Annotated in this window: 23 protein-coding genes and 7 pseudogenes; 18 read left to right on the top strand and 12 right to left on the bottom strand. The window is 74.1% G+C overall.

What is annotated here, in order from left to right; genetic code table 11:
* Nucleotides 1–44 precede the first annotated feature (44 nt).
* Nucleotides 45–1,766: a hypothetical protein gene (locus tag HCJ93_RS14940; RefSeq protein ID WP_167996175.1), complete on the top strand. Its 1,722-nt coding sequence runs from the start codon at nucleotides 45–47 to the stop codon at nucleotides 1,764–1,766.
* Between the two features lie 70 nt (nucleotides 1,767–1,836).
* Here HCJ93_RS14940 and HCJ93_RS14935 read toward each other — a convergent pair whose 3' ends face one another.
* Nucleotides 1,837–3,141, bottom strand: a complete 1,305-nt coding sequence (locus tag HCJ93_RS14935; RefSeq protein ID WP_167996174.1) for an ABC transporter substrate-binding protein — start codon at nucleotides 3,139–3,141, stop codon at nucleotides 1,837–1,839.
* A gap of 172 nt (nucleotides 3,142–3,313) precedes the next feature.
* Between HCJ93_RS14935 and HCJ93_RS14930 the strand changes: the two genes are divergently transcribed.
* Together HCJ93_RS14930 and purU are read left to right on the top strand one after the other, a co-directional pair.
* Nucleotides 3,314–3,760, top strand: a complete 447-nt coding sequence (locus HCJ93_RS14930; RefSeq protein ID WP_167996266.1) for an SCO4402 family protein — start codon at nucleotides 3,314–3,316, stop codon at nucleotides 3,758–3,760.
* A gap of 46 nt (nucleotides 3,761–3,806) precedes the next feature.
* The gene (gene purU / locus HCJ93_RS14925) at nucleotides 3,807–4,697 is read left to right on the top strand and encodes a formyltetrahydrofolate deformylase (RefSeq protein WP_167996173.1); all 891 of its coding nucleotides are present in this window, start codon (nucleotides 3,807–3,809) and stop codon (nucleotides 4,695–4,697) included.
* Nucleotides 4,698–4,799: 102 nt separating this feature from the next.
* Here purU and HCJ93_RS14920 read toward each other — a convergent pair whose 3' ends face one another.
* Complete coding sequence (locus HCJ93_RS14920) at nucleotides 4,800–6,050, bottom strand: maleylpyruvate isomerase N-terminal domain-containing protein (protein WP_240967615.1); 1,251 nt, start codon at nucleotides 6,048–6,050, stop codon at nucleotides 4,800–4,802.
* Nucleotides 6,047–6,646 (bottom strand): sigma-70 family RNA polymerase sigma factor, encoded by a 600-nt coding sequence (locus HCJ93_RS14915; protein WP_167996172.1) that lies wholly within the window; start codon nucleotides 6,644–6,646, stop codon nucleotides 6,047–6,049. Before HCJ93_RS14915 ends, HCJ93_RS14920 begins: the two co-directional genes overlap by 4 nt.
* Nucleotides 6,647–7,015: 369 nt before the next feature.
* On the opposite strand from HCJ93_RS14915, the gene HCJ93_RS14910 reads away from it, so the two are divergent.
* Together HCJ93_RS14910 and HCJ93_RS14905 are read left to right on the top strand one after the other, a co-directional pair.
* Entirely contained in the window at nucleotides 7,016–7,396 is a 381-nt protein-coding gene (locus tag HCJ93_RS14910; protein WP_167996171.1) for an STAS domain-containing protein, read from the top strand.
* 240 nt (nucleotides 7,397–7,636) lie between these two features.
* Entirely contained in the window at nucleotides 7,637–8,149 is a 513-nt protein-coding gene (locus HCJ93_RS14905; protein ID WP_167996170.1) for an EF-hand domain-containing protein, read from the top strand.
* Here HCJ93_RS14905 and HCJ93_RS14900 read toward each other — a convergent pair.
* Entirely contained in the window at nucleotides 8,133–8,342 is a 210-nt protein-coding gene (locus HCJ93_RS14900; protein ID WP_167996130.1) for a hypothetical protein, read from the bottom strand. The two genes, HCJ93_RS14905 and HCJ93_RS14900, sit on opposite strands and share 17 nt — an antisense overlap.
* A gap of 8 nt (nucleotides 8,343–8,350) precedes the next feature.
* On the opposite strand from HCJ93_RS14900, the pseudogene HCJ93_RS14895 reads away from it, so the two are divergent.
* Nucleotides 8,351–8,690 (top strand): annotated as a pseudogene (locus HCJ93_RS14895) (acyl-CoA dehydrogenase family protein); the annotation flags it as partial.
* Between the two features lie 465 nt (nucleotides 8,691–9,155).
* Nucleotides 9,156–9,617, top strand: coding sequence for an ATP-binding protein (locus HCJ93_RS14890; RefSeq protein WP_309141412.1), 462 nt, complete (start codon nucleotides 9,156–9,158; stop codon nucleotides 9,615–9,617).
* A 519-nt stretch (nucleotides 9,618–10,136) separates the two neighbouring features.
* Here the strand turns inward: HCJ93_RS14890 and HCJ93_RS14885 are convergent.
* Nucleotides 10,137–10,607, bottom strand: a pseudogene (locus HCJ93_RS14885) (cyclase family protein); the annotation flags it as partial.
* A gap of 22 nt (nucleotides 10,608–10,629) precedes the next feature.
* On the opposite strand from HCJ93_RS14885, the pseudogene HCJ93_RS14880 reads away from it, so the two are divergent.
* Nucleotides 10,630–10,794, top strand: a pseudogene (locus tag HCJ93_RS14880) (Zn-dependent alcohol dehydrogenase); the annotation flags it as partial.
* Here HCJ93_RS14880 and HCJ93_RS14875 read toward each other — a convergent pair.
* Entirely contained in the window at nucleotides 10,719–11,801 is a 1,083-nt protein-coding gene (locus HCJ93_RS14875) for a GlxA family transcriptional regulator (protein ID WP_167996169.1), read from the bottom strand. The pseudogene HCJ93_RS14880 and the gene HCJ93_RS14875 overlap by 76 nt on opposite strands.
* Nucleotides 11,802–11,872: 71 nt before the next feature.
* Between HCJ93_RS14875 and HCJ93_RS14870 the strand changes: the two genes are divergently transcribed.
* Complete coding sequence (locus HCJ93_RS14870; protein ID WP_167996168.1) at nucleotides 11,873–13,192, top strand: MFS transporter; 1,320 nt, start codon at nucleotides 11,873–11,875, stop codon at nucleotides 13,190–13,192.
* Nucleotides 13,193–13,444: 252 nt separating this feature from the next.
* On the opposite strand, the pseudogene HCJ93_RS29515 reads toward HCJ93_RS14870, so the two are convergent.
* A pseudogene (locus HCJ93_RS29515) lies at nucleotides 13,445–14,180 on the bottom strand (CoA-binding protein); the annotation flags it as partial.
* A 143-nt stretch (nucleotides 14,181–14,323) separates the two neighbouring features.
* On the bottom strand, nucleotides 14,324–15,547 hold the full coding sequence (locus HCJ93_RS14860; RefSeq protein WP_167996167.1) for a flavin-containing monooxygenase: 1,224 nt from the start codon (nucleotides 15,545–15,547) through the stop codon (nucleotides 14,324–14,326).
* Between the two features lie 216 nt (nucleotides 15,548–15,763).
* Here HCJ93_RS14860 and HCJ93_RS14855 point away from each other — a divergent pair.
* The 3 genes and pseudogenes from HCJ93_RS14855 (at nucleotide 15,764) to HCJ93_RS14845 (ending at nucleotide 17,753) form a co-directional block, all read left to right on the top strand.
* Nucleotides 15,764–16,144, top strand: a pseudogene (locus HCJ93_RS14855) (Zn-ribbon domain-containing OB-fold protein).
* 8 nt (nucleotides 16,145–16,152) lie between these two features.
* A complete protein-coding gene (locus HCJ93_RS14850) occupies nucleotides 16,153–16,782 on the top strand; it encodes a GNAT family N-acetyltransferase (RefSeq protein WP_167996166.1) in 630 nt (209 codons plus the stop codon).
* 86 nt (nucleotides 16,783–16,868) lie between these two features.
* Complete coding sequence (locus HCJ93_RS14845; RefSeq protein WP_167996165.1) at nucleotides 16,869–17,753, top strand: GNAT family N-acetyltransferase; 885 nt, start codon at nucleotides 16,869–16,871, stop codon at nucleotides 17,751–17,753.
* A 14-nt stretch (nucleotides 17,754–17,767) separates the two neighbouring features.
* Here the strand turns inward: HCJ93_RS14845 and HCJ93_RS30175 are convergent.
* Nucleotides 17,768–18,873: pseudogene (locus HCJ93_RS30175) on the bottom strand (pyridoxine/pyridoxamine 5'-phosphate oxidase).
* 198 nt (nucleotides 18,874–19,071) lie between these two features.
* Between HCJ93_RS30175 and HCJ93_RS14830 the strand changes: the two are divergent.
* A pseudogene (locus tag HCJ93_RS14830) lies at nucleotides 19,072–19,514 on the top strand (nitroreductase/quinone reductase family protein).
* Between the two features lie 68 nt (nucleotides 19,515–19,582).
* On the opposite strand, the gene HCJ93_RS14825 reads toward HCJ93_RS14830, so the two are convergent.
* The gene (locus HCJ93_RS14825) at nucleotides 19,583–20,209 is read right to left on the bottom strand and encodes a LysE family translocator (RefSeq protein WP_167996164.1); all 627 of its coding nucleotides are present in this window, start codon (nucleotides 20,207–20,209) and stop codon (nucleotides 19,583–19,585) included.
* A gap of 83 nt (nucleotides 20,210–20,292) precedes the next feature.
* On the opposite strand from HCJ93_RS14825, the gene HCJ93_RS14820 reads away from it, so the two are divergent.
* Entirely contained in the window at nucleotides 20,293–20,748 is a 456-nt protein-coding gene (locus HCJ93_RS14820; RefSeq protein WP_167996163.1) for an Lrp/AsnC family transcriptional regulator, read from the top strand.
* A 190-nt stretch (nucleotides 20,749–20,938) separates the two neighbouring features.
* On the opposite strand, the gene HCJ93_RS14815 is transcribed toward HCJ93_RS14820, so the two are convergent.
* The gene (locus HCJ93_RS14815) at nucleotides 20,939–21,574 is read right to left on the bottom strand and encodes a TetR/AcrR family transcriptional regulator (protein ID WP_167996263.1); all 636 of its coding nucleotides are present in this window, start codon (nucleotides 21,572–21,574) and stop codon (nucleotides 20,939–20,941) included.
* Nucleotides 21,575–21,708: 134 nt separating this feature from the next.
* Between HCJ93_RS14815 and kbpA the strand changes: the two genes are divergently transcribed.
* From kbpA to HCJ93_RS14790, 4 genes are all read left to right on the top strand, one after another.
* Nucleotides 21,709–22,440, top strand: a complete 732-nt coding sequence (gene kbpA / locus HCJ93_RS14810) for an AfsK-binding protein KbpA (protein ID WP_167996162.1) — start codon at nucleotides 21,709–21,711, stop codon at nucleotides 22,438–22,440.
* A gap of 199 nt (nucleotides 22,441–22,639) precedes the next feature.
* Nucleotides 22,640–25,030: a protein serine/threonine kinase AfsK gene (afsK, locus tag HCJ93_RS14800; RefSeq protein WP_167996161.1), complete on the top strand. Its 2,391-nt coding sequence runs from the start codon at nucleotides 22,640–22,642 to the stop codon at nucleotides 25,028–25,030.
* A gap of 194 nt (nucleotides 25,031–25,224) precedes the next feature.
* Nucleotides 25,225–25,791, top strand: coding sequence for a hypothetical protein (locus tag HCJ93_RS14795; protein WP_167996160.1), 567 nt, complete (start codon nucleotides 25,225–25,227; stop codon nucleotides 25,789–25,791).
* 133 nt (nucleotides 25,792–25,924) lie between these two features.
* The gene (locus tag HCJ93_RS14790) at nucleotides 25,925–26,116 is read left to right on the top strand and encodes an AMP-binding enzyme (protein ID WP_373563584.1); all 192 of its coding nucleotides are present in this window, start codon (nucleotides 25,925–25,927) and stop codon (nucleotides 26,114–26,116) included.
* A 72-nt stretch (nucleotides 26,117–26,188) separates the two neighbouring features.
* Here HCJ93_RS14790 and HCJ93_RS14785 read toward each other — a convergent pair whose 3' ends face one another.
* A complete protein-coding gene (locus HCJ93_RS14785) occupies nucleotides 26,189–26,371 on the bottom strand; it encodes a hypothetical protein (protein WP_167996159.1) in 183 nt (60 codons plus the stop codon).
* Nucleotides 26,372–26,381 lie beyond the last annotated feature (10 nt).

Raw genomic sequence — 26,381 nt, 5'->3', positions numbered from 1 at the left:
CGTGACCCGACGATTCACAAGGTCCCCCATTGGTAGGAGTCCCGGTGACGCAGAGTGGACAGGGCGAGGAGCCCTCGTCGCGCCCCGCGCGCGAAGGCATCGTGCTGCCCTCCGACGGCGGTGAGCCCCTGCTGCCGGGCGTGACGCCCCCGACCGGCACCGCGCCCTCCCAGCCGTCCGCACAGCCCCCCGCCTCGGCACCCCCCGGCGGTCAGGGCTGGGGCCAGCCGTGGGGTCCCGGCGAGGGGCAGCAGCAGGCCCCGGCCGGCGGCCAGGGCTGGCAGCAGCCGCAGGCCCAGCCGCAGCCGCAGGCCCAGCCCGAGGCTCCGTCCGCCGCGTACGGCTCCGGCCAGTGGGACTCCGGGACGCCGTCCTCCTGGGGCGCGCCGGGCGGACAGCAGCCCCAGGCCGGGCAGCAGCCCCAGGCCGGGCAGCAGAGCGGGCCCGGCCCGCTGCCTCCCGAGGGCGCGCCGGCACCCTCCGCCTCGTACCAGCACGGCGGCACCCCGCCCGCGCAGCAGCACCAGCAGCCGGGCTCGCTGCCGCCCGCCTCCGCCGGGCACGCAGGCCCCGGCCCGCTGCCGCCCGCCGACGGCGGCCGGAGCCACTCCGCCCAGCAGCCCGGCTACGGCACGCACGGCGGAGGCCAGGCCTACGGCGCCGCCCCGCAGCAGCCCGCCGCCTCGCCCGAGGGCGCGACGCAGTACATACCCCCCGTGGGGCACGGGGCCTCGCCGGAGGGCGCCACGCAGTACATACCGCCCGTGACCGGCAACGCCACCGACGAGGGCGCGACGCAGTACATACCGCCGGTCGCCGCGGGCGGGCTGCCGCCGGAGCGGCCCGCCGGGGAGGACTCCGAGGAGACCCGCTCGCTGCGCCGGCCGCAGCCGCCCGCCGGCGATCCCGACGCCGAGGCCACCCAGTACATCCCGCCCGTCACCGGCGGGCCCTACGGCGTACAGCCCGGTGACGGCAGCCGGCAGCCGCCGGCCGAGTTCGACAATCTCTTCCGCAGCGACAGCGGCGGCGGCGCCGCGGGGGCGACCCAGCAGCTCCCGCGCATCGACGAACCCCTGCCGCCCCGTTCCGTCGGCGCGGGCGGACGCGGCGGACGCGGCGGGGGATCCCGCTCACGCGTTCCGGCGCTCGCCGCGGTCGGCGTGGTGATCGCCGGCGTCGGCATCGGTGCGGGCGCCCTGCTCGCCGACGGCGGCGGGGACGACGGCGACAAGAGACAGACGGTCTCGGCCACCGCTCCCGCGAGCGAGTCGGCCTCCCCCTCACCCTCGCCGTCCGCCGACCCGGCCCGCGAGCAGGCCGTGGCGCTGGACAAGCTGCTCGCCACCAGCGGGGACAGCCGCTCCACCGTGATCAAGTCGGTGGCCGACGTGAAGGCGTGCCGCAATCTGCCCGAGGCGTCCAAGAACCTGCGGGACGCGGCCAGGCAGCGCAGCCGACTGGTCACCGACCTGCGTGAGCTGTCCGTGGACAAGCTGCCCCGGCACACCGAGCTGACCACCGCGCTCACCAAGGCATGGCGGGCCTCGGCCTCCGCCGACAACCACTACGCCGCGTGGGCCGACGAGGTCGCCAAGAAGCAGCGCAAGCTGTGCAAGAAGGGCCAGGCGCGCTCCACCCCCCGGACCCAGGCCGGGAACCGGGCCAGCGGGGTGGCGACCGCGCAGAAGGGCAAGGCCTCCCAGCTGTGGAACGCGGTGGCGCGCCGGTACGGCCTGACCGAGCGCCAGCCGACCCAGCTGTGACGTTTCCCTCCCTGTCCCTTCCCCCGCCTTCGCCGCCTCCCGGATCCTTCCTGGGCGGCCGGCCCCGCCGTCACAGCAGGTCGGCCGCCTGAAGGGTCTCGGTGGTGTCGGTGAAGCCCTGGCCGACCGTCACCAGCCGCCCGTCTCTGACCACCTGCTGGGTCACATCGGCGTTGACCATGCGCGGGAAGCCCGCGGCGGCCAGCTCCTGCCGCGCCTTCCACTGCAGGGTGGGGGTGAGGCCGCCGGTGCTCACCTTCAGCCCGCCGTCCAGCGCGTCGGTGACGGCGTCGGCGCTGACCTCCTCGCCGCCGAGCGTGTCCAGGACCCGGTGCAGGACGGTGTAGGCGATCCAGGTGGTCTGCACCCCGGCGTCCGCCGGGTCGATCCGGGTGTCGCCGAACGCCTCCTGCTCGATGACCTCCTTCATCGCGTCCCAGCGCTCGTCGCTCGCCTGCGGGTACCAGCCGGTGGCATACGCGCCCTCGTAGGGGCCCGACGCCCCGCCGGAGGCGTCGATCGTGGTCTGGTCGACGCTGCCGAGCACGGTCGCGGTGCGCACCTCGGGGAAGTCCGTGCGGGCCCGGCGGAAGGAGTCCATGAAGACGGGCGTGCGGTCGCCGAGGGCGGGGACCACGCACCCGGGCCGTCCCGGCTCGGCGGTGGCCCGCCGGAGGGCCTGCCGGACGTGGTCGTCGTAGGCGGTGGCGTCCTCCGCGGCCCGCTGGTCGCCGGCCCGCCCGTGACCGCCGGCCGCCAGGCCCGAGTCGAGCAGCGGCGGCAGCTGGTCCCCCGCGATGGTGTCCGGCCGGACCAGGGCGACCGGCCCGCAGCGGTCCGCCAGCGCCCGCCCGAGTCCGGCCAGCAGCGCCGGCTGCCCGCCGTTGACCGGGTAGGACAGAGGGCTGGTGAACTCGTCGTTGGTGATGCCGTAGCCGCCGATGTAGGGGATGCCGGCGCTCTCCAGGGTGTTGAGGAAGGAGTCGGTGTGCTGGCTGTAGGAGCCGACGACGGCGACCGCCTTCTCCTCCACCGCGCGCCGGGCGCAGCGGGCCACGGCCACGCTGTCGTTGCGCTCGTTGCAGGTCAGCACCCGCAGCTCGCGGCCGTCGATGCCGCCCCGGGTGTTGACCCAGCGGCCGTAGGCGCGGGCCAGGGCGGGCATCCCGGGCTTGTCGTCGGCACCGGTGCTCTCGGGCGCCCAGGTCATCACCGTGATCGGGTCGTCCCCGGAGCCCCCCGTGACACCGGGGACGATCCCGCAGCCGGTGATCAGCGGCGCGCACGCCGCCAGGGCGCCCGCGGCCAGGGCGCGGCCGGGCCGGGGGAGGAGACGGGGGAGGAACCTGCTGCCGTTGCGTCGCCTGCCGGTCATGGCCACGCACGATGCCGTCACACGGCCAACCGGAAGGTGACCCACGGTCGACGGACGGTTACCGACAGGTGAATTGCGGGGTCCTCGCGAGGTGCTTGCGGGGCGAAACGTACGATCGACGACCGTGCAAGGTACGGAGAACTCTTCCCGTCGCGGCCGTCGCTCCTCCACCATGGGCGGCATGCCACTCAACGACATGCCGTGGTGGCGCTGGCGCAGCCATGTGCGCTCCGCGCTGCACATGCTCTCCGACCCGGTGTTCCAGCGGGACGTCTGGCTGGCCGGCGTGGACGGCTACGGTGACGTCACCGACGCCGTGTACCGGCTGGTCGAGGACACCTGGCTGGACAACTGGTCCGCCGAGAAGTACGTCGGCACGATCTTCCGTGACTCCCAGGAGGCGGCGCTGGTCGACACCGCCGTGCTGCGGGTGCTGCGGATCATGCACCAGGTCGGCCCGGACGCACCGGTCACCGCCTATCTGGAGCACCCCGGCTGGCCGGAGGCGGTGCGGGCCGCGCGGGACGCCCATGTGCGGATGGCCACCAGCGACGGGGAGGACCCGGACGCGCCGCCGCGCACCCTCGAGGTGCTGCGGATCATGACCCGTTCCGCCTGACGGGACGGCACGCCGGTCGCCTGAGCGGGTGTGGGAACCTTTTCCCATGAGCGAGCAGCCCACCCGAGCAGCGGCCGGTACCGGCCAGGCCGACCAGTACGTCCTCACCCTGTCCTGCCCCGACAAGCAGGGCATCGTGCACGCCGTGTCGAGCTACCTGTTCATGACCGGCTGCAACATCGAGGACAGCCAGCAGTTCGGCGACCACGACACCGGGCTGTTCTTCATGCGGGTGCACTTCTCGGCGGAGTCGCCGGTGACGGTGGACAAACTGCGGGCGAGCTTCGCGGCGATCGGTGACTCCTTCCAGATGGACTGGCAGATCAACCGCGCCGACGAGAAGATGCGCATTCTGATCATGGTCAGCAAGTTCGGGCACTGCCTGAACGACCTGCTGTTCCGGGCGCGGATCGGGGCGCTGCCGGTGGAGATCGCCGGGGTGGTGTCCAACCACCCGGACTTCGCCGAGCTGGTGGCCTCGTACAACATCCCGTTCCACCACATTCCGGTCACCAAGGAGACCAAGCCGGAGGCGGAGGCACGGCTGCTGGAGATCGTGCGGGAGGAGCAGGTCGAGCTGGTCGTGCTCGCCCGCTACATGCAGGTGCTCTCCGACGATCTGTGCAAGCAGCTGTCGGGGCGGATCATCAACATCCACCACTCGTTCCTGCCGAGCTTCAAGGGCGCGAAGCCGTATCACCAGGCGCATGCGCGGGGTGTGAAGCTGATCGGGGCGACGGCGCACTATGTGACCGCGGATCTCGACGAGGGGCCGATCATCGAGCAGGAGGTCGAACGGGTCGGGCACGAGCTCACGCCGGAGCAGTTGGTGGCGGTGGGCCGTGATGTGGAGTGCCAGGCGCTGGCGCGGGCCGTGAAGTGGCACGCGGAGCGGCGGATCCTGCTCAACGGCAGGCGTACGGTCGTTTTTGCGTAGGTTCCGGGAGCCCGGGGCCTGACGAGTCCGGGCGGCTGCGCGACCAGCCGCGGACGACCCGCCCCACGCGCCGGCGAAACAGCAGAACAGCCCGGCGAGCCGCTACATCCTGCTCAGGCTGGCGGCGGCCAGCAGCACGTCCTTGATGGCCTCGCGGTCACCCACTTGACCGGCCGCCGCTTCCAGCGGAGGGACGTGGCCCGCCGCCAGGCGGCAGAACTCCGCTCCGTCCAGCGCGACATGCGCCACCTCGTGCTCGGCGGAGCCCTTCGCCGCGGGCGAGTCCAGCGGGATCAGCCACTCGCCGCCGCCCGAGCCCTCGATCTCCAGCCGCAGGCTGCGCCCGGGCTCCCCCGCGGCCACGAGGCGGCGCTCCGCGGGCGCCGCGAGCCCGGACCGCCGCCGCGCCTGCAGCACCGACGGCAGCAGCCGCGCCGCCAGATCGACCATGTGGTGCAGATGCCGGCCGGAGGGCGGATCGTACGGGTAGTCGACCGCGTCGGCGATGTCCTCCGCGTGCACCCAGCACTCGAAGGCGCGGTCCAGCATGGCGTCGTGCAGCGGCAGTTCGAAGTCGCCGTACTGCACGGGCATGCCGCCGCGTGCGTCCTGGCCGCCGGTGAAGGACACCGTGCGCACCAGGCTGTGGGTCTGCTCACGCCAGGGCGCCCGTACGGAGCGGGTGGGCGGGAAGTGGGCGGCCCGCCAGTACGCCTCGGTGCGCGCCGACGGGGTGGGCCGCTCGGCGGTGACCTCACCGAGCGGGTCGTCCAGGCCGAGGGCGACGGCGACCAGGCCGTCCACGGTCATCAGATGGGCGATGACCCCGGCGACGGTGGTCCGGCGGCTGGCCGCCTCGTCGGCCTCGTACCAGCGCAGCCGCACCGGGGCGTGCCATTCGGCGTCGCCGAAGTCCTGCAGCAGCGCGTCCAGGCGGGCGGTCTCGGCGTCGTAGGCGGCGGCCCACTCGGGGACGGGGATGCGCGGCGGGCGGCGTTCCAGGCAGGACTCCAGGACGCGGGTGCGCAGCGCGGGGTCGAGGTCGAGGCTCTCGGGGCGCTGCAGCAGGCCGACCGCCTCGCGCAGGCGCAGCGCCTCGTCGGCGCAGGCCCCGCACTCGTCGAGGTGCTCCTCGACGGCGGCGGCCTCCTCCGGGGCGCAGGCGGCCAGCGCCCAGGCGCCCAGCAGCGACTTCAGCACCGGATGCTCCAGGGTGAGGGGCTGAACGGCGCTCTGCGCAGCGGTGGCCGGCGCGGGCGGCGGGGCGCCCGTGTCCTCCACGGAGTCGCGGGGGAGCGGGACCCGGGCCTGGTGGCCGGGGTCGTCGCAGGCGTGGAAGGGGTCCTCCGTCATGCCGCACCCCCGATCTCCGGCGGGGTGCCGCGGGAGCCGGGTGCGGCGGCGTCCTGGGCGGTGGCGAGGAGCTGGAGGCCGAGCCGGAGGCGGCGGCGCGCCTCGTCCTCGGTGACGCCCAGGTCGGCGGCGGTCTGGCGGTAGTCGCGGCGCTTGAAGTAGGCCGATTCCAGTGCGGCGCGCAGCGGGGCGGGCATGGACTGGACGATGTAGTCGGCGCGGGCGGCCACCGAGGCGCGGCGGACCTTGCGCTCCAGGTCCTCGGTGCTGCCGGGGCCGCCGCGGGCGAGGGCCGCGGTCTCGGTGGCGCGCAGGCGCTGGACGGCCAGCCGGTGGGTGAGCGCCGCCACCCAGCTGCGCAGCGGGCCCTGCTTGGGGTCGTAGGTGCCGGGGTGCTCCCAGACGTGGGCGAAGACGTCGCGGGTGATGGCGTCGGCGGCCCGCTCGTCGCCGAGGACGCGGTGGGCGAGACCGTGCACCAGGGAGGCGTACCGGTCGTAGAGCTCGCCCAGGGCTGCCGCCTCCCCGCGGGCCAGCCGCTGCTGCATCGTGCGGTCCCAGCGAGGCGGTACGGGTGATACGTCCCTGGTCGCCATGTGGCTCCTCACCCCCAGTTCCCTCCCCGGCACCGTGCCGTCCGGTGCCGCGCCGCCCGGATTCAGCCTGTGCCCGCAGTCTGAACGAATGTAGTCGGCATGTGCGACAGTTCACGCCCCCTTGTGGCAATGTGCGCCCCCTGGCGGGCCGGGGATGGTAAAGGGCCCCGCCGTGCAGGCCGGCGGTCGTCCGGGCGGCGCCTGCCCGGGCGGGCGCCGATCGGAACCGATCGATTCGGTTCGAAGTCGACTGAAACAAGCCTTTTCTGTTCGGTTACCGTTTCCGTGCCCGGGTTTCAGGGAACGGCCGGTGGGCAGCCGCGCAGCAAGGAAGCGTAGGCACTGCTTCCGGTTTCGACAGCGAGGGGCGTGGTGGTGAGTTTCAAAGTGACCGACATGGAGCAGGGCGAGTGGGCCGTGCTCCGGGTGTCGGGAGAGCTGGACCTGGTGACGTCCCCTGTGCTGCGCCAGCGCGTGCACGACGCCGTGGCCGACGGCAGGCACCGCCTCGTGCTCGATCTGTCCGAGGTGTGGTTCTGCGACTCCAGCGGGGTCGGCGTGCTGATCGCCGCCCGCCGGCTGCTGCGCTCCTGCCAGGGCAGTCTGCGGCTGATCCTGCCCGCCCGGGGCGCGGCCGACGGCAGCCATGTCAACAAGGTCCTGGGCGCGCTCGGCGTCCGCCGCCTGTTCGACATACACCCCGATGTGCCGTCCGCGGTGTCGGACGACTCCCGCCCGCTGTCCGCCTGACGCCGCCCCAGCGCCTTCCCTCGAGTACCCAGGTGTCACAGGAGATCACGGGAGCCTCCTGGGACACGGCCGGAACCGGCCTGCGCACACGCACCGCACCGCCTGCGTGCCCGTCCGTGCACGGATGTCGCGGAATGCTCCCGTTCCTGGCACAACCCTGATGCCGGCGCCCCCTGCCCCCCGCCGCTCACGTACGCTCCGAGCGAGACGTTCCCCGACCTAAGGCGGCCTGAAGAAGACATGGTCACCAGCGAGTACGAGCGCAGGATCGCAGCCCGGTTCGCCACCTTCGACCAGGACGGCAACGGGTACATCGACCGCGAGGACTTCAGCCAAGCGGCCAAGGCCCTGCTCGCGGAGTTCGGCACCGCCGCCCGGTCCGACAAGGGCCAGGCCCTGTACATCGGGGCCGAGGCGTTCTGGCAGGGCATGGCGGGCATCGCGGACCGCGACGGTGACCAGCGCATCACCCGCGAGGAGTTCGTCAACGGCGCGGTCAAGCGGCTGCGCGACAACCCGGACCGGTTCGCCGAGATCGCCCGCCCCTTCCTGAGCGCGGCCCTCGCCGTCGCCGACACCGACGGTGACGGGGCGGCGACCGTGGCGGAGGCGGCCCGGGTCCTGAAGGTTCTCGGCGTCGCCGAGGACACCGCCCGCGCGGCCGCCGCCGCCCTCGACGCCGACGGCGACGGCAAGGTCGTCGAGGACGAGATCGTCCCGGCCTTCGCCCGCTACTTCACCGTCCCCGAGTAGCCGAACCACCGCCGGCCGTACCGCCGTTACGCTCGCGCAGCTCGTGCCTGAGCATTTTGCGCAGCGTCCGGCCGCGCGGAAGGGCCTCCGTCCCCTCCAGCCGCTCCGGCAGCTCGTGCACGGACAGCCCTTCCGCGCGCAGGAAGGTCACCAGCTCCTCCAGCGACGGCGGCTCGACGCCCGCCGCGGGCACCGACCGCGCAACACGCCCGGACCCGTCAGCAGTTCGGCAGGGCCGTCGGAGCCTTCCAGGCGGTCGCGCATCTGTGCGCGGACATCCAGGTGCGGACCGAGACGGCGCGCGCCGCCGTCTACGCCGCCACCGTCACCGCCGACCCGGCCGACATCGCCGCCGCCCGGCTGCTCGCCGACGAGGCCGCGGTGCGCGGTCGGTGCCCGCGACTGCCTCCAGGTGCACGGCGGCATGGGCTTCACCTGGGCGGCGGAGCTGCGTCTGCACCTCAAGCGGGCCCGGGTGCGCACCCGTCGTCCGGGTGGAGTGACGGACAGTGAGAAACTCCTCGCCGCCGGTCTGCTCGCCCGGGACGGCGGAAACCGGCGCCGCCTGCGGTGCTCGCCCTCGCGCGCCCGGCGGATGTCACGGATCGTGGCATTGCTTGATCACGGAGCGTTGATACCGGGTTGTGTCCTCGGGACGTCCCGTCACGGCCCGGAGTCGGCCCTCTGCTCCGGTACCTTGTGTGGGATGCGAGTGGATGTGAGCGCCGATCGGGCGCTCCGGCCGACGGTTGCCGCCTGTTCGACTCCTCGCGGCGAGCGTCGCACAGTATGCCGTACGGGTACTCCTTCGCGCTGGAATATGCCCGAAGCGCTTGTTGGCGTGACTGTACGTCAACCATGCTGTCCCAACAGGGATTCACGTTCCGTGACCCCTGACCCGGCCGTTGTTCTGGCCATGCAGAAAATGGCTACGATCGTGGCCCTCGTGAGGCGCGAGTCCAAGTGTCCGCCGGTTCGGATGGTGTGAGCGGTGCAGGTGCTTCAAGTGCAGCTGGAGATCCGGCCCGACCCCGCTGAGGTGGGACGGGCCAGGCGGTGGGCCCGCTCACGGCTGGCCGGGGCCGGGATAGGGGCAGACGAGTCCCTCGCCGAGACCCTGATCCTGCTGGTCTCGGAACTCGTCACCAACGCCGTGGTGCACACCGGCTGTCCGGCCGTGCTGCGCCTGTCCCTGCCGGGCGCCGCGGCCGAGACCGCCACCGTCCGCCTGGAGGTGGCCGACCGCAGCGCCCAGGCGCCGGTCCCGCGCTGGGTGGACGGCGAGGCGACCGGCGGGCGCGGGCTCGCCCTGGTCGACGGCCTCGCCGACCGCTGGGGCTGGAGCTGCGAGGGCACCGGCAAGCGCATCTGGTGCGAACTCGACCGCTGCCCCGAACCGGGGCCCGCCACCCCGGCCTGCGCCGGCCGGACCCCGACCTGTGACGGGCTGGCGTACGAGGCGGTCTGAGCCCCGCTGGAGCAGCCCTCCCCGCGGGGCCGTTGGACCGGGCCGTTGAACCGGGTTGTTGAACGGGGCCGTTGAACGGCGGGCGCACGGAGGAGTGACCCGTGCGGCCGGGCGTGCCGGCCGGTGCACGGTGGCACGGGCGGACGGGCGGCCCCTGATGCGCGATGAGGTGGTGCGCCGGGCGTGCTTCCGTGCGCGGTCCGTCCTGAGCTGGGCATATGCCCCTCCCCGGCGATCACCCGGTTCGCGTCATTGACGCGGCGTGTCCGGCTGATCACGCTGGTCGACAGCGATTCGCCGCGAGGGGACGGCGAGGGCTCCGACGGGGGTCCTCGGCGAGTGTGGGTCGTTGTCCGGCGCGGGTCCCTCAGGGCCACGGGGACCAGGGGCGGGAGCGCCGGCGTCTGGAAGCGGGGCGGCGCTGCCGTGCTCGGGGCGGCCGGCGCCGCGCCGCCGCATCAGGGGGGACGGCCCGGAGCGGGGTCGGTTCGAGGGGGGCGGCCCGCAGAGGGGGGCGGGTCAGAGGACGGCGACGGGCGCGACGGGGGCGCCCGTCCCGCCCGCGAAGGGTTCCGGCGTCGCCGACAGCAGGAGCGCGCAGCGACCGATTTCTCCACAGGCTGTGGACAACTTTTCGAGATCCCGGTTCTGCCCCTGCGGCATGGCCGCCTCCCAATAGGTGCAGGGCATGCACCGGCAGCCACAACCCGGGTATCTCCGGCGGGAAGATCTCGAAGGTCAGGGTGTCGCTCGCCACCGCCGCCACGTCCCGCGCGTGGAACCACTCCGAGGTGCGGATCGACAGGCCGGGCGAGGGATGGGCGTGGCCCTGGCGGTCCCCGTCCAGGCAGAGCCGCATCTGCCCGGTCCGCGCCGGCACCACGTCACCGGCCCGCACCCGGGTGCCCGCCGGCTCCTCGGCCGCCTCCAGATCCTCGGGGGCGACCGTGTGCCCTGGAGCCGGTCCGTGCCGCGGGCCCGGGCGATGTCATCGATCCTCGGCCGCCGCTAGGGCTCCTCCCGGCCACAGCGGGACATCGCCCGGTACGCCGAGCTGTGCCGGCACGGGCGGCTGCTCCTCGGCGAACTGGTCGGCCGCACCTACCCGGTGGAGGACTTCGCCAAGGCCTGCGCGGACGCGGAGGCCGGCCGGGTCGTCCGCGCGGTGCTCACCTTCTGGGCGGCGCCCCCGCCGCCCCCGCCGGTGGTGGCGGTGCCGTTGGCGCGGAAGGTGCGCCGGTAGGCGGTCGGGGTCACGCCCAGGGCCGCCTGGAGGTGCTGGCGCATCGACTGCGCGGTGCCGAACCCGGCGTCGCGGGCCACCTGGTCCACCGACAGGTCGGTGGTCTCCAGCAGGTGCCGGGCGCGCTCCACCCGCTGCTGGGTGAGCCACTGCCCGGGGCTGACGCCGACCTCCTCGCGGAAGCGGCGGGTGAAGGTGCGGACCGACATCGACTCCCGCGCGGCCATGTCGCGCAGCTGGATCGGCTCGTGCAGCCGGCCGAGCGCCCAGGCGCGGGCGGCGGTGGTGGACGCCTGCTGCGGATCGGGCACCGGGCGCTGGATGTACTGCGCCTGCCCGCCGTCGCGGTGCGGCGGCACCACCGTCCTGCGCGCGACGTCGTTGGCCACGGCGGCACCGTGGTCGCTGCGCAGCATGTGCAGACACAGGTCGATGCCGGCCGCCACGCCCGCCGAGGTGAGGATGTCGCCGTCGTCGATGAACAGCACGTCCGGGTCGACCTTGACGCGCGGGAAGAGCCGCTGGAAGCGCTCGGCGTCGGCCCAGTGGGTGGTCGCCGGGCGCCCGTCGAGCAGTCCGGCGGCGGCCAGGACGTAGACGCCGGTGCAGATGGAGGCGATGCGGGTGCCCGGCCGGATCAGGGCGAGGGCGTCGGCCAGTTCGCCGGTCAGCTCGCCCCGCTCGTAGACCGGGCCCAGCTCGTAGGAGGCCGGGACGATCACCGTGTCGGCCGTGGCCAGCGCCTCCGGGCCGTGCGGGACGTGCAGGGTGAAGTCGGCGTCGGTCTCCACGGGCCCCGGCGGCCGGACGGAGCAGGTGGCCACCTCGTACAGCGGGCGGCCCTGAGCGTCCCGCGGGCGGCCGAAGATGCGGTGCGGGATGCCCAGCTCGAAGGGGAGCAGCCCGTCGAGGGCCAGGACGACGACACGATGCGGCAGCATGGCCCGATCCTAGCGAAGGGTGTCCCTCGGGCCACTCGATACGGAGATCGCCGAACGGCACGCTCTGTGGCGTGACCCAGACAACGACCACCGAGACACCCGCCACCGGGCCCGGGGCCGGCACCCGGCGCGCCCGCCCGCGGATCCATCGCGCCTGGTTCGTCGCCGCCGTCACCTTCGTGACGATCATCGGCGCGGCGGCCTTCCGCGCCGTTCCCGGACTGTTCACCGACCCCCTGCACACCGAGTTCGGCTGGTCCCGCGGCACCATCGGCGCCGCCGTCTCAATCAACCTGGCCCTGTACGGGCTGACCGCGCCCTTCGCGGCCGCGCTGATGGACCGCTTCGGCATCCGCCGGGTCGTCGCCGTCGCCCTGGTGGTGATCGCGGCCGGCTCGGGCCTGACCGTGTGGATGACCGCGGCCTGGCAACTGCTGCTGTGCTGGGGGCTGCTGGTGGGCCTCGGCACCGGGTCCATGGCGCTGGCCTTCGCCGCCACCGTCACCAACCGCTGGTTCACCGAGCGCCGGGGCCTGGTCAGCGGCATCCTCACCGCCGCGTCCGCCTCGGGGCAGCTGATCTTCCTGCCGCTGGTGGCCTGGATCGTCGAGTCCTACGACTGGCGGCCCGCCGCCGTCACCGTGGCCCTCGCCGCGCTCGCCGTGGTGCCCTTCGTCTGGCTGCTGCTGCACGACCATCCGGCCGACGTGGGTCTCGAGCCCTACGGGGCAGCCGAGTTCGTGCCCAGGCCCGCGCCCGTGCCCGGCGCCGCCCGGCGGGCGCTGAGGGTGCTGGCCTCGGCCGCCCGCACCGGCCCGTTCTGGCTGCTCGCCGGCACCTTCGCGATCTGCGGCGCCTCCACCAACGGCCTGATCCAGACTCACTTCGTGCCCGCCGCGCACGACGCCCACATGCCGGTGCGGGCCGCCGCCTCCCTGCTCGCCGTCATCGGCGTCTTCGACGTCGTCGGCACGGTGGCCTCCGGCTGGTTCACCGACCGCTTCGAGGCCCGCCGCCTGCTCGCCGTCTACTACGCCCTGCGCGGCCTGTCGCTGCTCTTCCTGCCGCTGCTGCTGGCGCCCAGCGTCCATCCGCCGATGGTCCTGTTCATCGTCTTCTACGGCCTCGACTGGGTCGCCACCGTGCCGCCCACCCTCGCCCTGTGCCGCGAGCACTACGGCGAGGACAGCGCCATCGTCTTCGGCTGGGTGCTCGCCTCCCACCAGGTCGGCGCCGCCCTGGTCGCCTTCCTCGGCGGGCTCGCCCGCGACGTCTTCGGCACCTACGACATCGTCTGGTACGCCTCGGGCGCGCTGTGCGCCGCGGCGGCGCTGATGGCCCTGGTGATCCGGCGGGGCACGGCGGAGGTGCGGGTGTCCGTGGCCCGGTGAGGGGGACCCGTGCCTCATCCGGTGGCCGGACCGGCTCCGTGCCGGTGAGGACCACGGCCCGCACGTCCGGGTTGGCGGAGGTGCCGTCCAGCAGTCGATGAGGCGGTCGCGCAGACCGGGCGTGAGGGCGTTGCGGGCCTCGGGGCGGTCGAGGGTGATGTGGGCGACCTGGTCGGGGGGTGACGTGGCGGATCCATGGACCGGCTGCGACGGGATCGACGCGCTCGACCTGATCTTCGGCATCCGCGGCATCGGCGGAGTGGCGAAGCAGGAGAGGAAGCCGGCGGTCTCCGGGTCGGCCTCGTTGCCGGTGGGCGCCCAGTGGGAGACGCGGATGCCGCTCTCCTGGAGGGCGAAGACCGGCCGCCCCTGGTGGCCGGACTGGGTGATCGGGGCGATCGCGGGTCCTTCGAGGCCGCCCCGGAAGCGCTCGAAGGCGTTGAGGTCGGTGTTGGGGCCGAGCCGCCGCATCCCGGATCCGCGACGGCCGCGGCCGGCCGCTCCTGGGCGGCGGCACCCTCGTCGCCGGTCTCGGCGAACCCGGAGGCGAACACCACCGCGGAGCGGGCCTTGGCCGCGGCCGGTTCCTCGACCACCGGCAGCGGGTCGCCGACCGGCATGACGGCGACGTCGACCTGTTCCGGCAGGTCGGCCACGGAGGGCGAGCGGGGGATGCCGAAGACCGCTGGCGGCGCGGATGCACCGGGAGCAGCCGGGCGCCGACCCGTCCGGTCCAGTCGAGCAGCTGCCGGGTGATGCCGGTGTGCGGTCGCCCCTCGGCGTCCGAGGCACCGATCACGGCCACCGACTCCGGCCGGAACAGCCGGTCCGGATCGGGGACCTCGGCGTACCGCGGGCGCCCGCTGACATCGGTGTCGCCCGCCTCGCCCGGCCTGCCGTGCACGGGGGGACCGGTCCGCTCGCCGCAGGCGATGGCCCGGGTGCGGCGGTAGTCGGTGGTGAGGGTGCCGTGGGTCGATCCCAGGATGGCTTCGTCCGCTCCTGCGAGACAGCCGCCGACGACTGACGCCCTGTCAGGTACTGAACGGACGGTATGTCAGGACCGGGAAGAACACGGCCAGTTGAGGTGAGCGACCCGGTGTTCGGCGGTGGGGAACCGGAGTTTGCCGCTCACCCCGGAAGGCGGGACACCCCCGGCGCGCCGTCCCGGCTCACCGCCCTGGCGATGCGCTGGGCGTCGATGGCCAGCTCGCGGAGGTTGCCGCTGATGGGGTTGGTGTAGCCGGTGAAGTACAGGCCCGGGGCGCCCTCGGGGGTGCGGGCGCCGTGGGCCACGGGTCTGCCGCGCTCGTCCAGGACCCCGAGGTGCCCGACGAGCGGCTCCAGGCCCCGCTCGTACCCGGTGGCCGCGATCACCGCGTCCGGGCCGACGCGGGTGCCGTCGGCGAGGAGGACCTTGTCGTTCTCGAAGCCCTCCACGGCCGCCACGACCTCCACCCGGCCGCTGCGCACGGCGTCGATCAGCCCCACGTCCTGCACCGGGATGGCGCCCTCCAGGACCCTGCTGTACAGGCCGGTCTCGGGGCGGGGCAGGCCGTGCGCGGAGAGGTCGGGCACCGCCACCTTCGCCTGCAGCCGGCTGATCCGGTCGACCAGTTTCACCGGCAGGTGCCGCACCAGGATCCCCGAGTACTGGGCGGGCCAGCCGGCGGTGGAGCGGCGCACGATGTGCGGGGCGGTGCGCACCGCGAGCCGCACCCGGGAGGCGCCGCCCTCCGCCAGGTCGACGGCGATCTCGGCGCCGGTGTTGCCAACGCCCACCACCAGCACGTCCCGGCCGGTGAAGGGGGCCGGGTTGCGGTAGGCGGAGGCGTGCAGGAACTCGCCGGTGAAGCCGTCCCGGCCGGGCCAGTCGGGCACCCGCGGGGTGTGGTTGTAGCCGGTGGCGACGACGACTGCGGCGCCGGTCAGCTCGCGGCCCCCGGTGGCGCGCAGCAGCCAGCCGGTGCCGTCCGGGGAGCGCTCGACCCGGGAGACCTCCACCCCGGTGACGATCTCCAGACGGTGGTGCTCGGCGTACTTCTCCAGGTACCGGACCACGTCGTCGCGTGCCACCCAGCGCCCGAAGCGGCGCGGCATCGGCAGGCCGGGCAGGGCCGACTGGCGCCGGGTGGTGTGCAGCCGCAGCCGGTCGTAGTGGCGCCGCCAGGAGGCGCCCACCTGCTCGGAGCGCTCCAGCACGACGGCCCGGAGCCCCCGCGAGCGGAGCGCGTAGGCGACGGCGAGCCCTCCGGGGCCGCCGCCGATGACGTAGACGGGGCGGTCGGGCGGGGCGGGCCTCGCGGGCTGCGCGGATCTGCCGGTGGGGTCGGTGTGGTCGGTGGTGTCGGCCATGAGCGCGAGCGTAATCACGCACCTGCTTGATGGGTATCGGTCAAGACCACAATTGGTTGCGGATCGATCACATCTGTGCGGACCCGCCCATGGCCTGCGGCGCGGTCGTGCGGGCGGTGGGCGGAAACAGTGAAGCTGACTTACCGTCAGGTGTGTACCGGCCCGCGACCCCGGCAGGCGCAGAGGGAGAACGCATCCGGATCAGGGAACCCCAAGCTGCCCGGGGCAGACGCCTTCACCAGGACCTCCTGGAGGCCGCGGACCGGGGACGGCTGCTCGTCCGCCGGTGCGGCGACTGCGGCCGTGCCCACCACTGCCCGCGCGAGTTCTGCCCCACTGCTGAGCGAGCACGTCACCCGGGAGACCGCGAGCGGCCGGGCCACCCTCTCCACCTGGTCCGTGGTGCACCGCAACGACCTGCCGCCGTTCGCGGCCCGCACCCCCTGCACCGCCGCCGTCGTCGACCTCGCGGAGGGGCCGAGGACGATGACGGAGCTGGTGGACGCGGAGGCGGCGGGCGGCCCGCCCCCCGGGACGGAGCCGGAGGTGACCTTCCGCGCGGACCTTCCCCTGTTCCGGTCGGTGCGGCGGGTTTGAATGGAGCCATGGCCCACCCACGCAAACGCGCCTCTGCCGCCCGCACCGTCGCCGAGCTCCACGGTCACGGACTGCACCTGGGTCCCTGGGACCCGGAGTCCCGCAGCGACGTGGAGGCCTGGCTGCGCGGCACCACCGACTCCGAGTTCCGGCGCTGGAACACCCCCTTCCGCCCGGTCACGGATCTGGCGGGCGCCCGTGAGGTGCTGCGCGGGCGGGCGGCGCAGGCCGCCGACGGGACCACGGCCTCGTTCCGCATCGCCGAAGCCGGCAGCGGCACCCTCCTCGGCCACATCGCGGTCAGCGACATCCGGCCGCTGCTGCGGGTGGCCCGGGTCGGCTACTGGGTGCTCCCCGAGGCGCGCGGCCGGGGCGTCGCCACCCGGGCACTGCTGCTCACCGCGCGCTGGGCGCTGACCGACCTCGGCCTGCACCGCCTGGAGCTGGACCACGCCGTGGGCCACGAGGTCTCCTGTCACATCGCCGAACGCTGCGGCTTCCGCTACGAGGGGACCATGCGGGACGCCATCTTCGCCGCCGGCCGCCACGACGCCTTCCGCGACGCGCATCTGCACGCCCGGCTGGCGACGGACCCGGAACCACCTGCGCCGGAGCCCGTGACGGAGGCCGGGCGGTAGACGCCCGGCCGCACGGTGGCCGGGCCATGGACGCAGCGGCCGCAAATTCGGAGGCGCCCCGCCCACCCCACGCGCCACCATGGGGCATGGCTTGGGACGACTGGTATCTCACCCGCGACATCGACGACTTCCTCGCCCGCGCCGGTGACTTCCTGCGCGCCGAGCCCGCCGCGCACACCGTGCACTTGACGGTCACCGAGACCCTGCGCACGCGGGGAGCGCGGTCGTACGGCGACGAGCCCCCCGAGTTCGGGGTGCTGGAGCAGGACCAGAAGGTGCGGGCCGCCTTCTTCCGCACTCCGCCGCACCGGCTGTGCCCCACCCCGCTGACGCCGGCCGAGGCCGACGCGCTCGCCGGTCTGCTCCACGACCGCGGTCAGCCGCTTCCCGGTGTCCAGGGTGACCAGGACACCGCCGCGGCCTTCGCCGACGCCTGGCGGCGCCGTACCGGAGCCGAGGTCACGCTCCACGAGCGGCAGCGGCTCTACCGGCTGGGCGAGCTGACCGTGCCGCAGCCCGTCCCACCGGGCCGGGCGAGGACCGCAGGCCCCGAGGACCGCGCCCACCTGAGCCGCTGGTACCGCGAGTTCTGCGAGGCGGTGGGCGACTCCGTCTACCAGGACCCCGGGCAGTGGGCGGACTCCCGGATCGAGCAGCGTGCCGTGACCTACTGGGAGGATCCCGGGGGCGAGCCCGTCGCCATGGCCTGCCTGGGCCCGCAGGTCGCCGGGCAGGTCAGGGTCTCCTGCGTCTACACCCCGCCCGCGCTGCGCCGCCGCGGATACGCCGGGGCGGCCACCGCCGAGGCCAGCCGGACCGCCCGGGAGCGCGGGGCGCAGGAGGTACTGCTCTTCACCGACCTGGCCAACCCCACCAGCAACGCGCTGTACCAGCGCATCGGATACCGGCCGGTCGCCGACTTCGCCCTGTACTCCTTCTCGCAGCCCTCGCAGCCCTCGCAGCCCTCGTAACGCCGGCGCCGGCGCTACGGCCACAGCAGCTCCCGGGACCAGCCCTCGCCGGTCCGCCGGTAGCGCAGCCGTACGTGCCGGCGCCGCTCCTCGCCCTGGAAGAACTCCGCCTCGTCCGGCCGCAGCCGGTACAGCGTCCAGGACTCCACCGGCGTGTCCGGTTCCCGCTCGGCCCGCTCCCAGGCCGCTTCCGACGCCCGGGCCAGCTCCTCGAGCGAGCCCAGCACCCCGCTCTGCCGTCCGGTCAGCGCGGCGGCCAGGGCGGCGGTGGAGCGGGCGTGCAGATCGGCCTGCGCCTCCTCGGCGGGCGCCTGCTCCACGGGCCCGCGCAGCCGCACCTGGCGCCCGAGCACCGGCCAGTAGAAGGCCAGGGCCGCATACGGGCGTCGGGCGAGCTGGGCGCCCTTGCGGCTGTGCGCGTGGGTGGCGAAGGCCCAGCCGCCGGCGTCGGCGCCGTGCAGCGTCACGATGCGCACGTCCGGCAGGCCGTCCGCGTCCGCCGTGGCCAGCGACATGGTGTGCGGCTCGGTCTGGCCGGCCGCCACCGCCTCGGCGAACCAGCGGGTGAACAGCGCCAGCGGTTCACCGGGCGCGCCCGCCGGGTCGAAGGCCGGCAGCTCGGTCACCTCCGGGTCCCACACCCGCAGTGACCGCAGCAGCTCGTGAAGATCGGTTCCCATGCCCCGATTCTCCCGCCCGGCCCGCACCACCGTCCCCGACGAGCAGAACCAGCCGCCGGTGCCGGAGGCCACGGCCGGCCGGGGCAGTGAGCCGTCGGCCCGGCGCACCTGCCGCTGTCCGCACTCGCCCCGCAGCTGCCGTACCGCTTCCGCCAGCAGGAACAGCCCCCGCTTTCCGGGATGCTGGGCGGACAGGCCGCCCCGTCGGTGTTCACCGGCAGCCCGCCGCCCCCGACCCGCAGCCGCCCCTTCTCCACGAAGGCCCCGCCCTCGCCCTTGGCGCAGAAGCCCAGGTCCTCCAGCGTCACCAGCGTCATGCAGGTGAAGGTGTCGTACAGCTCGGCGAGGTCCGTCTCCTCAGGCCGCACCCCCGCCCGCCGGAACGCGCGCGGCCCGCTGACCGCGGCCGGGGACACCGTGAAGTCCGGCCACCCGGACATCGCCGCGTGCGACACGTACTCGGCGGTGCCCAGCACTCCTCTTCGGCCCGCCCCACCGGCTCCGGGCGCATGCCGCCGCCCGCGCAGGTCTCTTCGAGACCACCGAGTACCTCGAGACCGCCGGGACAGGGGAGGCCCGCTGACGCGGCGGGAGGCGCACGGGCCCCGCGCGGGCCGGCTGCCGCGCGGGGGCAGCGGGTGTCGGCGCCCCGCGCCTTCGCCCGCCTCGCGCCCCCGGTGCTGCCCGCCGTGGACCGTGGCCTGCACCGGCTCACCGGGGGAACGGAGCTGCTCAGCACCTGGCTCCTGCCCTGTGCGGTGCTGACCTCCACCGGCGCGTGCACCGGCCGCGCCCGCCGCACCCCGCCGGCCTGCATGCCGGAGGAGGACGGGCACAGTCGGATCCAGCTCGGTCCGGCTTCGGCCGCCCGCGCCACCCGGCGTGGACGTACCACCTGCTCGCCCGTCCGGACGCCGTGATCAGTTGGCGGGGCGAGGAGGTCTCGGTGTCGGCCCGGCTGCTCGAGGGGGACGAGCGGGCTGCGGTGTGGCGGCGGGTGCTGGAGTTCTGGCCGTCGTACGCCCCCTACCAGGCGAGGGCCGCGAGGGAGATCCGGCTGTTCCGGCTCCGTCGCAGATGACGGACTGCGCAGCTGCCGCCGGCGCGGACGGCACCCGCGGCGAGTGACGCCCAGGCCGGTGCGCGGTGCTAGAGCACGGCCAGGCGCTGGACCAGCAGGAACGCGCCGATGCCGAGCATGGCGGCGCCGGAGGTGCGGACCACCGCACGGGCCGCCGTGGGGCGTGCGCCGAGGAGGGCGCGGGCGGTGAGGCCCACCGAGAGGTAGACGGCGGCGCAGCACGCCATGTGCAGGGCGCCGAGCGCGGCCGTCTGCACCGGTACCGGCAGCCGGGCGGTGTCGCCGGTGACCAGGAACTGGGGGAGCACGGAGAGGTAGAGCAGCAGGCCCTTGGGGTTCAGACCGCTGATGACCGCGCCGCGCCGGAAGGCCCCGAGGCCGCTCTCCTCGGCGGCGGTGCCGTCCGTGCCCGGGGTGCCGGGGCGGCGCAGCACGCTCCAGCCGAGCCACACCAGATACGCCGACCCCGCCGCCGTCAGCGCGGTGAGCAGGGCGGGGGAGCCCGCGACCAGGACCGCGAGCCCCGCCGCGGCCAGCACCGTGTGCAGGGCGTACCCGGTGACCAGGCCTCCGACCGCCGCGAGCACCGAGCGTCCGCGCAGCCCCGCCGAGATCGTGTACGCCCAGTCGGCGCCCGGCACGCACACGAGCAGCAGATCGAGCGCGAGGAAGGAGAGCAGGGTGGCGGAGTCCATGGCAGGCACATTAGGCCGGAACTGGCCGAATGTGTTTCTGAAGTTTCCCCCGTATCTCCTGTCGTGGGGCAGAATTTTGCTCCATGGACGACATGGATCGGAAGATTCTTGCTGAGCTGCAGCAGGACGGACGGCTGACCGTGACGGAGCTGGCGGCCCGGGTGCGGCTGAGCGTCTCGCCCTGCCACCGGCGGCTGCGCGAGCTGGAGCGGACGGGGGCGATCACCGGGTACCGGGCGGCGGTGGACCCGGCGTCGGTGGGGCTCACCTTCGAGGCGCTGGTGTTCGTCACCATGCGGCAGGAGGACCGGGAGACGGTCGTGCAGTTCGAGCGGGCGGTGAGCGAGGTGGAGGAGGTGCTGGAGGCGCAGCGGCTCTTCGGGGAACCCGACTATCTGCTGCGGGTGGTCGCCGCCGACCTCGCCGCCTATCAGCGGCTCTACGACGAGCGCCTGGCCACCCTGCCGGGGGTGCAGCGGCTGACGTCGACGCTGGTGATGAAGCACGTGGTGAAGGACCGGCCGCTGCCCGCGCGTTAGCACGCCGTCCAAACCCGCGGCCGCGCGGTGCACGCAGCGCGAGGTCCGCCGTACGAGAGCCGGGGCACCGTCCGCGCACCGCGATGACACAAGCCCCCGCACAATGCGACAGGCGGTGGCCCACCGGAGTGAACCACCGCCTGCCAGACAGGACTTGTGAAAAGAGTAGAGGTGCTGTGCCTGGCGTCGCCTACTTCGTCGGCTTCCTGCCGGTGATTCCCAGGTGGACCAACAGGGCGAGGTTGGGCCTGAGTTCGGCCTGCTTGACGCCCCAGGAGGTGAAGCCCTTCTGATGCGAGGCCACCGCCGCGAGCATCGCGACCAGCGAACCGGCGATCGCGGCCGGGTTCACCTCCTTGTCGACCCGGCCCCTGGCCTGGAGGTCGGCGACGGCGTCGGCGAGCGAGTTGTTCACCGAGTTGAGGATCTTCATGCGGATCTTGTAGAAGCGCTTGTCGCCCTCGGCCGCCCCGAGATCGACCACGCGCAGAATGGCGTCGTTCTTCCGCCAGAAGTCCAGGAAGCCGTCGACCAGGTCCTGCGCGGTCTGCCAGCCGGCCTTGCCGACCCAGGAGCGGCCCTCGACCAGCTCGGTCAACGACGAGCTCTCGGCCGCCGTTTGCTCCGCGATCTCCAGAACGGCGCCCTCGACGTCGGGGAAGTACTGATAGAACGTCGCGGGCGAAGTGCCCGCCCTGCGGGCGACGTCGATCACCTTGACGTCCCGGTAGGGGGAAGAGCTGAGCATCTCGCTGAGGCAGTCGAGCAGCTTCTGCCGGGTCGCCTGCCCACGCCGGCCGGCCACGCGGCCGTCGACGGTTCGCACTTGTCCTGTCATGTCGTCAGCTTACCGAGGGGTGATCGGAGCGCGATTCGGCCGACTGCAAATGGGGTGTGCCCCTTCCGGAAGCGTGGTGTGCCTGGTCTGCGGGGTGCGGGTGGCGCCGCTAGTTTGGCGGCATGGCCGAAAACAGGGCATCGGAGTACAGGGAGGGCACCCCGTGCTGGGTGGACGCGCAGCTGCCCGACGTGGCGGCCGGCAAGCGCTTCTACGGGGAGCTCTTCGGGTGGACCTTCCAGGACCAGCCGGATCTGCCGAGGGAAGGGGTGCGGGCGCTGAAGGACGGTGAGCCCGTCGCCTCCCTGCGGCGCAAGGCCGACGGGCGGCTGCCCACCGTGTGGACGGTGTTCCTCGCGACCCCGGACGCCGAGAACCTGTGCCAGCGCATCCGCACGGCCGGCGGGCGGATCGTCGCCGCGCCCCTGCCCCTCGGCGAGCTGGGCGTGCACGCGCTGGTCACCGACGGCCAGGGGGCCGTCTTCGCCCTGTGGCAGCCCGGCACCCACCCCGGCTTCGGCCGCCGCCACGAGCCGGGCACCTTCGCCTGGGCGCAGCTCTACACCAACGACACCGAGGCGGCCGACACCTTCTACGGCGGCCTCTTCCACGACGCCCTGTTCGGGCCCGAGGCCCGGCCCGACTTCGGCCGCGCCCCGGTCTCCGACGTCTTCCCCGCCGAGATGCCGCCCCACTTCCTGGTCCACTTCGCCGTCGAGGACGTGGCCGCCGCCGCGCAGGAGGCGGTACGGCTCGGCGGCCGGGTGCAGGTGCCGCCCTTCGAGACGTCCTACGGCACGGCCGCGGTCGTCACCGACAATCAAGGGGCGTCCTTCGCGCTGCTGCGCCGCTGAGCGGGGCACGGGGACCCCGACCAGCCGGGCAGAATGTCTTGTTTAACACCTGACACCCCGATTGTCGGCGGGTTCGCAACGAAGGCCCCGGCCAGGAAGAATCGGGGTGCGTGCCGCCACGGCGGTGCGGTGGTGAGACGCTGCACTTCGGTCGCGGGCACATGTGGTGGCGCGACTCGTACGGGGAGGTGGCAGGCAAGTGGTGGATCAGCTGACGCAGCACGATCCGCGGCGTATCGGGCCGTTCGAGGTGCTGGGACGGCTGGGAGCCGGCGGCATGGGGCTGGTCTATCTCGCACGCTCGGCGTCCGGCCGGCGCGTGGCGATCAAGACGGTCCGTACCGAACTGGCCGAGGACCAGTTGTTCCGGGTGCGCTTCACCCGCGAGGTCGAGGCGGCCCGCGCCGTCTCCGGCTTCTACACCGCGGCCGTGGTGGACGCCGATCCGCGCGCCGCCGTGCCGTGGCTGGCCACCGCTTATGTGCCCGCTCCCTCGCTCGAGGAGATAGTGAACGAGTGCGGGCCGCTGCCGGCCAAGGCGGTGCGCTGGCTGGCGGCCGGGGTCGCGGAGGCGCTGCAGTCCATCCACGGCGCCGGACTGGTCCACCGCGACCTCAAGCCAAGCAACGTCCTGGTGGTCGAGGACGGCCCCCGGGTGATCGACTTCGGCATCGCCTCGGGTGTGTCGAACACGCGTTTGACGATGACGAACGTCGCCGTCGGCACGCCCGCCTACATGTCCCCGGAGCAGGCCAAGGACTCCCGCAGCGTCACCGGCGCCAGCGACGTCTTCTCCCTCGGCTCCACCCTCGTCTTCGCCGCCACCGGACACGCGCCCTTCCACGGCGCCAACCCGGTCGAGACCGTGTTCATGCTGCTGCGCGAGGGCCCGGACCTGGAGGGACTGCCGGAGGAGCTGCGCCCGCTGATCGAGTGCTGCATGCAGATGGAGCCCTCGGCCCGGCCCACCCCGGCCGACCTCCAGGCGCAGCTCGCCCCGCATCTGTTCGGCTCCGGCTCCGACGACAGCGGCACCGCCTCGGCCTGGCTGCCCGAGGCTGCGGTCAGCCTCATCGAGGCCCGCCGCAACGGCCGCCCCGCGGCCAAGCCACGGCCCGACCAGGGGCAGGGCTCCGGCCAGGGCCGCGGCGCCCGCCCGCAGGTGCCGCCCCCGCCGCCGCACGACCCGGTCATCCCGCCGCCCCCGTCGGCGCCCGCCCCGGTGGGCGCCGCGGCCGGCGCCCCCGACAACGGCCCGGTCCGGCTGGCCGGCGCCCCGGTGCCCATCGGGCCGGGCCCGCGCGTCGCCGACGTACGGGCCGCCGCCGTCAAACCGCCCCCGCCCGAGGCCGCCCTCGCCGCCTCCTGGACCAAGCCGCGGCCCGGCGTCAACGGCGCCGACCCGGCGGTCGCCGGCGGTGCCGCGCCCGCGGCGGCCCCCGCGCCGCCCGAGCAGCCCAGCGGCTGGCGGCCGTGGCGGTTCCGCATGTCCAACGACCTGTGGGGCACCCCCGCCGTCGACGGCGACCTGGTCTACGTCACCTCCTTCGAGGTGCACGCGCTCGACGTGGCCACCGGCCGGCGCCGCTTCAAGACCCGCGACGTCGCCTGGTCCATGGCCGTCGCCGACGGCCGCATCCACGCCTCCGACGGGCCCACCCTGTTCGCCCTGGACGCCCGCGAGGGCAGTGACCTGTGGCGGCTGAACACCGACGCCTGGGTGTACTCGCTCAGGGCCGAGCGCGGCACCGTCGTCACCGGCACCCGCGGAGGCGGCGCCCAGGGCTGGGAGGCGTCCAACGGGCAGAAGCTGTGGGAGATCACCGGCTGCCAGACCGACTTCGAGTCCCCCGAGGCCGGCCCCGCCCTGCACGACGGCACCGTCTACCTCTGGCAGGACGCCCGGCTGCGCGCCCTCGACGCCCGCACCGGCGACGAGCGCTGGTCCTACCCCATCGGGGACGCGGCCTCCTGCGGCGGCGTGCCCGTGCGCCTGACCCAGGCACCGGACGGCTACGTCTACGTCTCCGCCGGCACCCGGGTCATCGCGCTGGATGTCGCCGGGGGCCACGTCCGCTGGCACTTCGAGGCGCCCGCGGTCTTCCTGTGCCCGCCGACGTTCGTCCCCGGCCCCGCGGTGACCGGAGGCGGCGTCTATCTCGCCGACTACCTCGGCACGGTCTACGCCCTGGACGCCACCGACGGCCGCGACCGCTGGCGCATCGCCACCGAGGCCCGTTCCTCCATCGAGCCCGTCCTGGTCGCCGCGGGCCATGTGCACGTCGGCAGCGGCAAGGCCGTCTACACCCTGGACGCGGTCACCGGCACGCCCAAGTGGCGCTTCCAGGCGGGCGGCGAGATCGTCGGCGCCCCCGCGGTCGCCGAGGGCCGCATCCACTTCGGCTCGACGGACCACCTGCTCTACACGCTCAAGGCCGACGACGGCCGCCTGCGCTGGAAGCTCGCCACCGGTGGCGAGATCACCGGCTCCCCGGTCGTCCGCGACGGCGTCGTCTACGCCTGCAGCAAGGACCGGTGCGTCTACGCGCTGGACGCGGAGAAGGGCACGGGGACGGCGCGCACCAGCTGAGCGCGCGCCCCGCGGCCGTACCGGACGGCCGCCGCGCCGGGTGCCCCGGAGGGCACGGGACGGCGGCCGCCGGTCGTGCGGTCCGGGCCCGGGGGAGCGGCCTCCGTCCCTGCCCCGGCCGCCGTTGCTCCGCGTGCCCGATGGTGGCGACCTGGTGACATGCTCGTGACACGTCCCTCGTTAGGCTCACGGTCATGAAGCTCCGGGGGAACACACTCAAGCTCACTGCCGTGTCCGCGCTCGTCGTCCTCACCCTCACCGGGTTCTCCACCGGCCGCACCGGCGGCGGACACGGCCACGGCGACGGCGGCGGGGGCGGCGGCTGCAGCAGCTCCTCGCAGAACCACGACTCCTCCACCTCGGGAGGCGGTTCGCACCGGGACGACGACTACGACGACTACGACGACTACGACGGCGACACCGGCTACGACGACCGCTACGACGACACCGACACCTCCGGCGGCTCCGGAGCCGGCTCGGACAGCTCCTCCGGGCTCGAGGAGGGCACGGTCAAGCTGGTGAGCTGCGCCGGCAAGACGTCCCCGCACGCCACCGTCGAGGTCACCAACCCCAACACCGCCAACGTCACCTTCTCGGTCACCGTCGACTTCCGGGACGGCAAGGGCAACCTCGTCTCGACCAGTACCCGGACCGTGGAGGTGCCCGGATCCGACTCCGCCACCGTGAACGTGGCCGTGAGCGGGAGCGCCGCCAAGGTCGCCCGCTGCGACGCCGAGCCGACGGCACCGGCCCTGCGCTGACCGCTCCGCATCCCGGCCCCGCCTCGGGTCTGCACAAACCGGGCCCGCTCTACCGCGTCCGGAACACACCCCGCTCCCGCCCGGCGGACAGTTCCGCCTGCCGTTCGCCGGGCAGCTTGCCGAGCGCCACCAGCTGCGGGGCGGGAGCGCAGGCCACGCCTACGTCGTCCGGCGCCCGGGCAGCCCCCTCACATCCGACGCCCACATCACCTGGTCCCGCCGGGAAATGGCCCACTGCGAGGTCCCGAGAAGAGTCACCTTCGTCCCCCGACTCCCCAGAAGCGCCGGCGGCAAAGTCCTGAAGGGCGATCTGCGCGATCGCTGACCCCGGACACACACCGACCGCGGCGGCTCCCCTCCGCGCCGCCGCGGTCGATCCCCCCGTGTGGTTGTGTGCCTACTTCGCCGGCTTGAAGGGCTCCGACGTCGCGTGGATGTCCTTGGTCTCCAGAGGCTCGTCGGTGGCGTGGATGTCGCCCTGCGGCGTGGCCTCCACGTCGCCCTTCCCGGCGTCGGCCTTGGCCGGCTCCGACGTGGCGTGGATGTCGCCCTGCGGCTTGGCGGTCTGCTCGTCGCTCATGCTGTGCTCC

Source organism: Streptomyces composti, assembly GCF_012034205.1.
GTDB lineage: Bacteria > Actinomycetota > Actinomycetes > Streptomycetales > Streptomycetaceae > Streptomyces > Streptomyces composti.
The sequence above is the reverse complement of the archived record's forward strand: the minus strand, read 5'-3'. Positions and strand labels throughout refer to the sequence as shown.

Excerpts from the sequence above, each read along its gene's own strand:
- HCJ93_RS14795 (WP_167996160.1), top strand. The coding sequence starts at position 25,225 with ATGAAGCTCCGGGGGAACACACTCAAGCTCACTGCCGTGTCCGCGCTC.
- HCJ93_RS14850 (WP_167996166.1), top strand. The coding sequence starts at position 16,153 with ATGGCCCACCCACGCAAACGCGCCTCTGCCGCCCGCACCGTCGCCGAG.
- HCJ93_RS14905 (WP_167996170.1), top strand. The coding sequence starts at position 7,637 with ATGGTCACCAGCGAGTACGAGCGCAGGATCGCAGCCCGGTTCGCCACC.
- HCJ93_RS14785 (WP_167996159.1), bottom strand. The coding sequence starts at position 26,371 with ATGAGCGACGAGCAGACCGCCAAGCCGCAGGGCGACATCCACGCCACG.
- HCJ93_RS14825 (WP_167996164.1), bottom strand. The coding sequence starts at position 20,209 with ATGGACTCCGCCACCCTGCTCTCCTTCCTCGCGCTCGATCTGCTGCTC.
- HCJ93_RS14860 (WP_167996167.1), bottom strand. The coding sequence starts at position 15,547 with ATGGCCGACACCACCGACCACACCGACCCCACCGGCAGATCCGCGCAG.
- HCJ93_RS14920 (WP_240967615.1), bottom strand. The coding sequence starts at position 6,050 with ATGACGGAGGACCCCTTCCACGCCTGCGACGACCCCGGCCACCAGGCC.
- HCJ93_RS14935 (WP_167996174.1), bottom strand. The coding sequence starts at position 3,141 with ATGACCGGCAGGCGACGCAACGGCAGCAGGTTCCTCCCCCGTCTCCTC.
- kbpA (WP_167996162.1), top strand. The coding sequence starts at position 21,709 with ATGGCCGAAAACAGGGCATCGGAGTACAGGGAGGGCACCCCGTGCTGG.
- HCJ93_RS14930 (WP_167996266.1), top strand. The coding sequence starts at position 3,314 with ATGGGCGGCATGCCACTCAACGACATGCCGTGGTGGCGCTGGCGCAGC.
- HCJ93_RS14845 (WP_167996165.1), top strand. The coding sequence starts at position 16,869 with ATGGCTTGGGACGACTGGTATCTCACCCGCGACATCGACGACTTCCTC.
- HCJ93_RS14915 (WP_167996172.1), bottom strand. The coding sequence starts at position 6,646 with ATGGCGACCAGGGACGTATCACCCGTACCGCCTCGCTGGGACCGCACG.
- HCJ93_RS14820 (WP_167996163.1), top strand. The coding sequence starts at position 20,293 with ATGGACGACATGGATCGGAAGATTCTTGCTGAGCTGCAGCAGGACGGA.
- HCJ93_RS14875 (WP_167996169.1), bottom strand. The coding sequence starts at position 11,801 with ATGCTGCCGCATCGTGTCGTCGTCCTGGCCCTCGACGGGCTGCTCCCC.
- purU (WP_167996173.1), top strand. The coding sequence starts at position 3,807 with ATGAGCGAGCAGCCCACCCGAGCAGCGGCCGGTACCGGCCAGGCCGAC.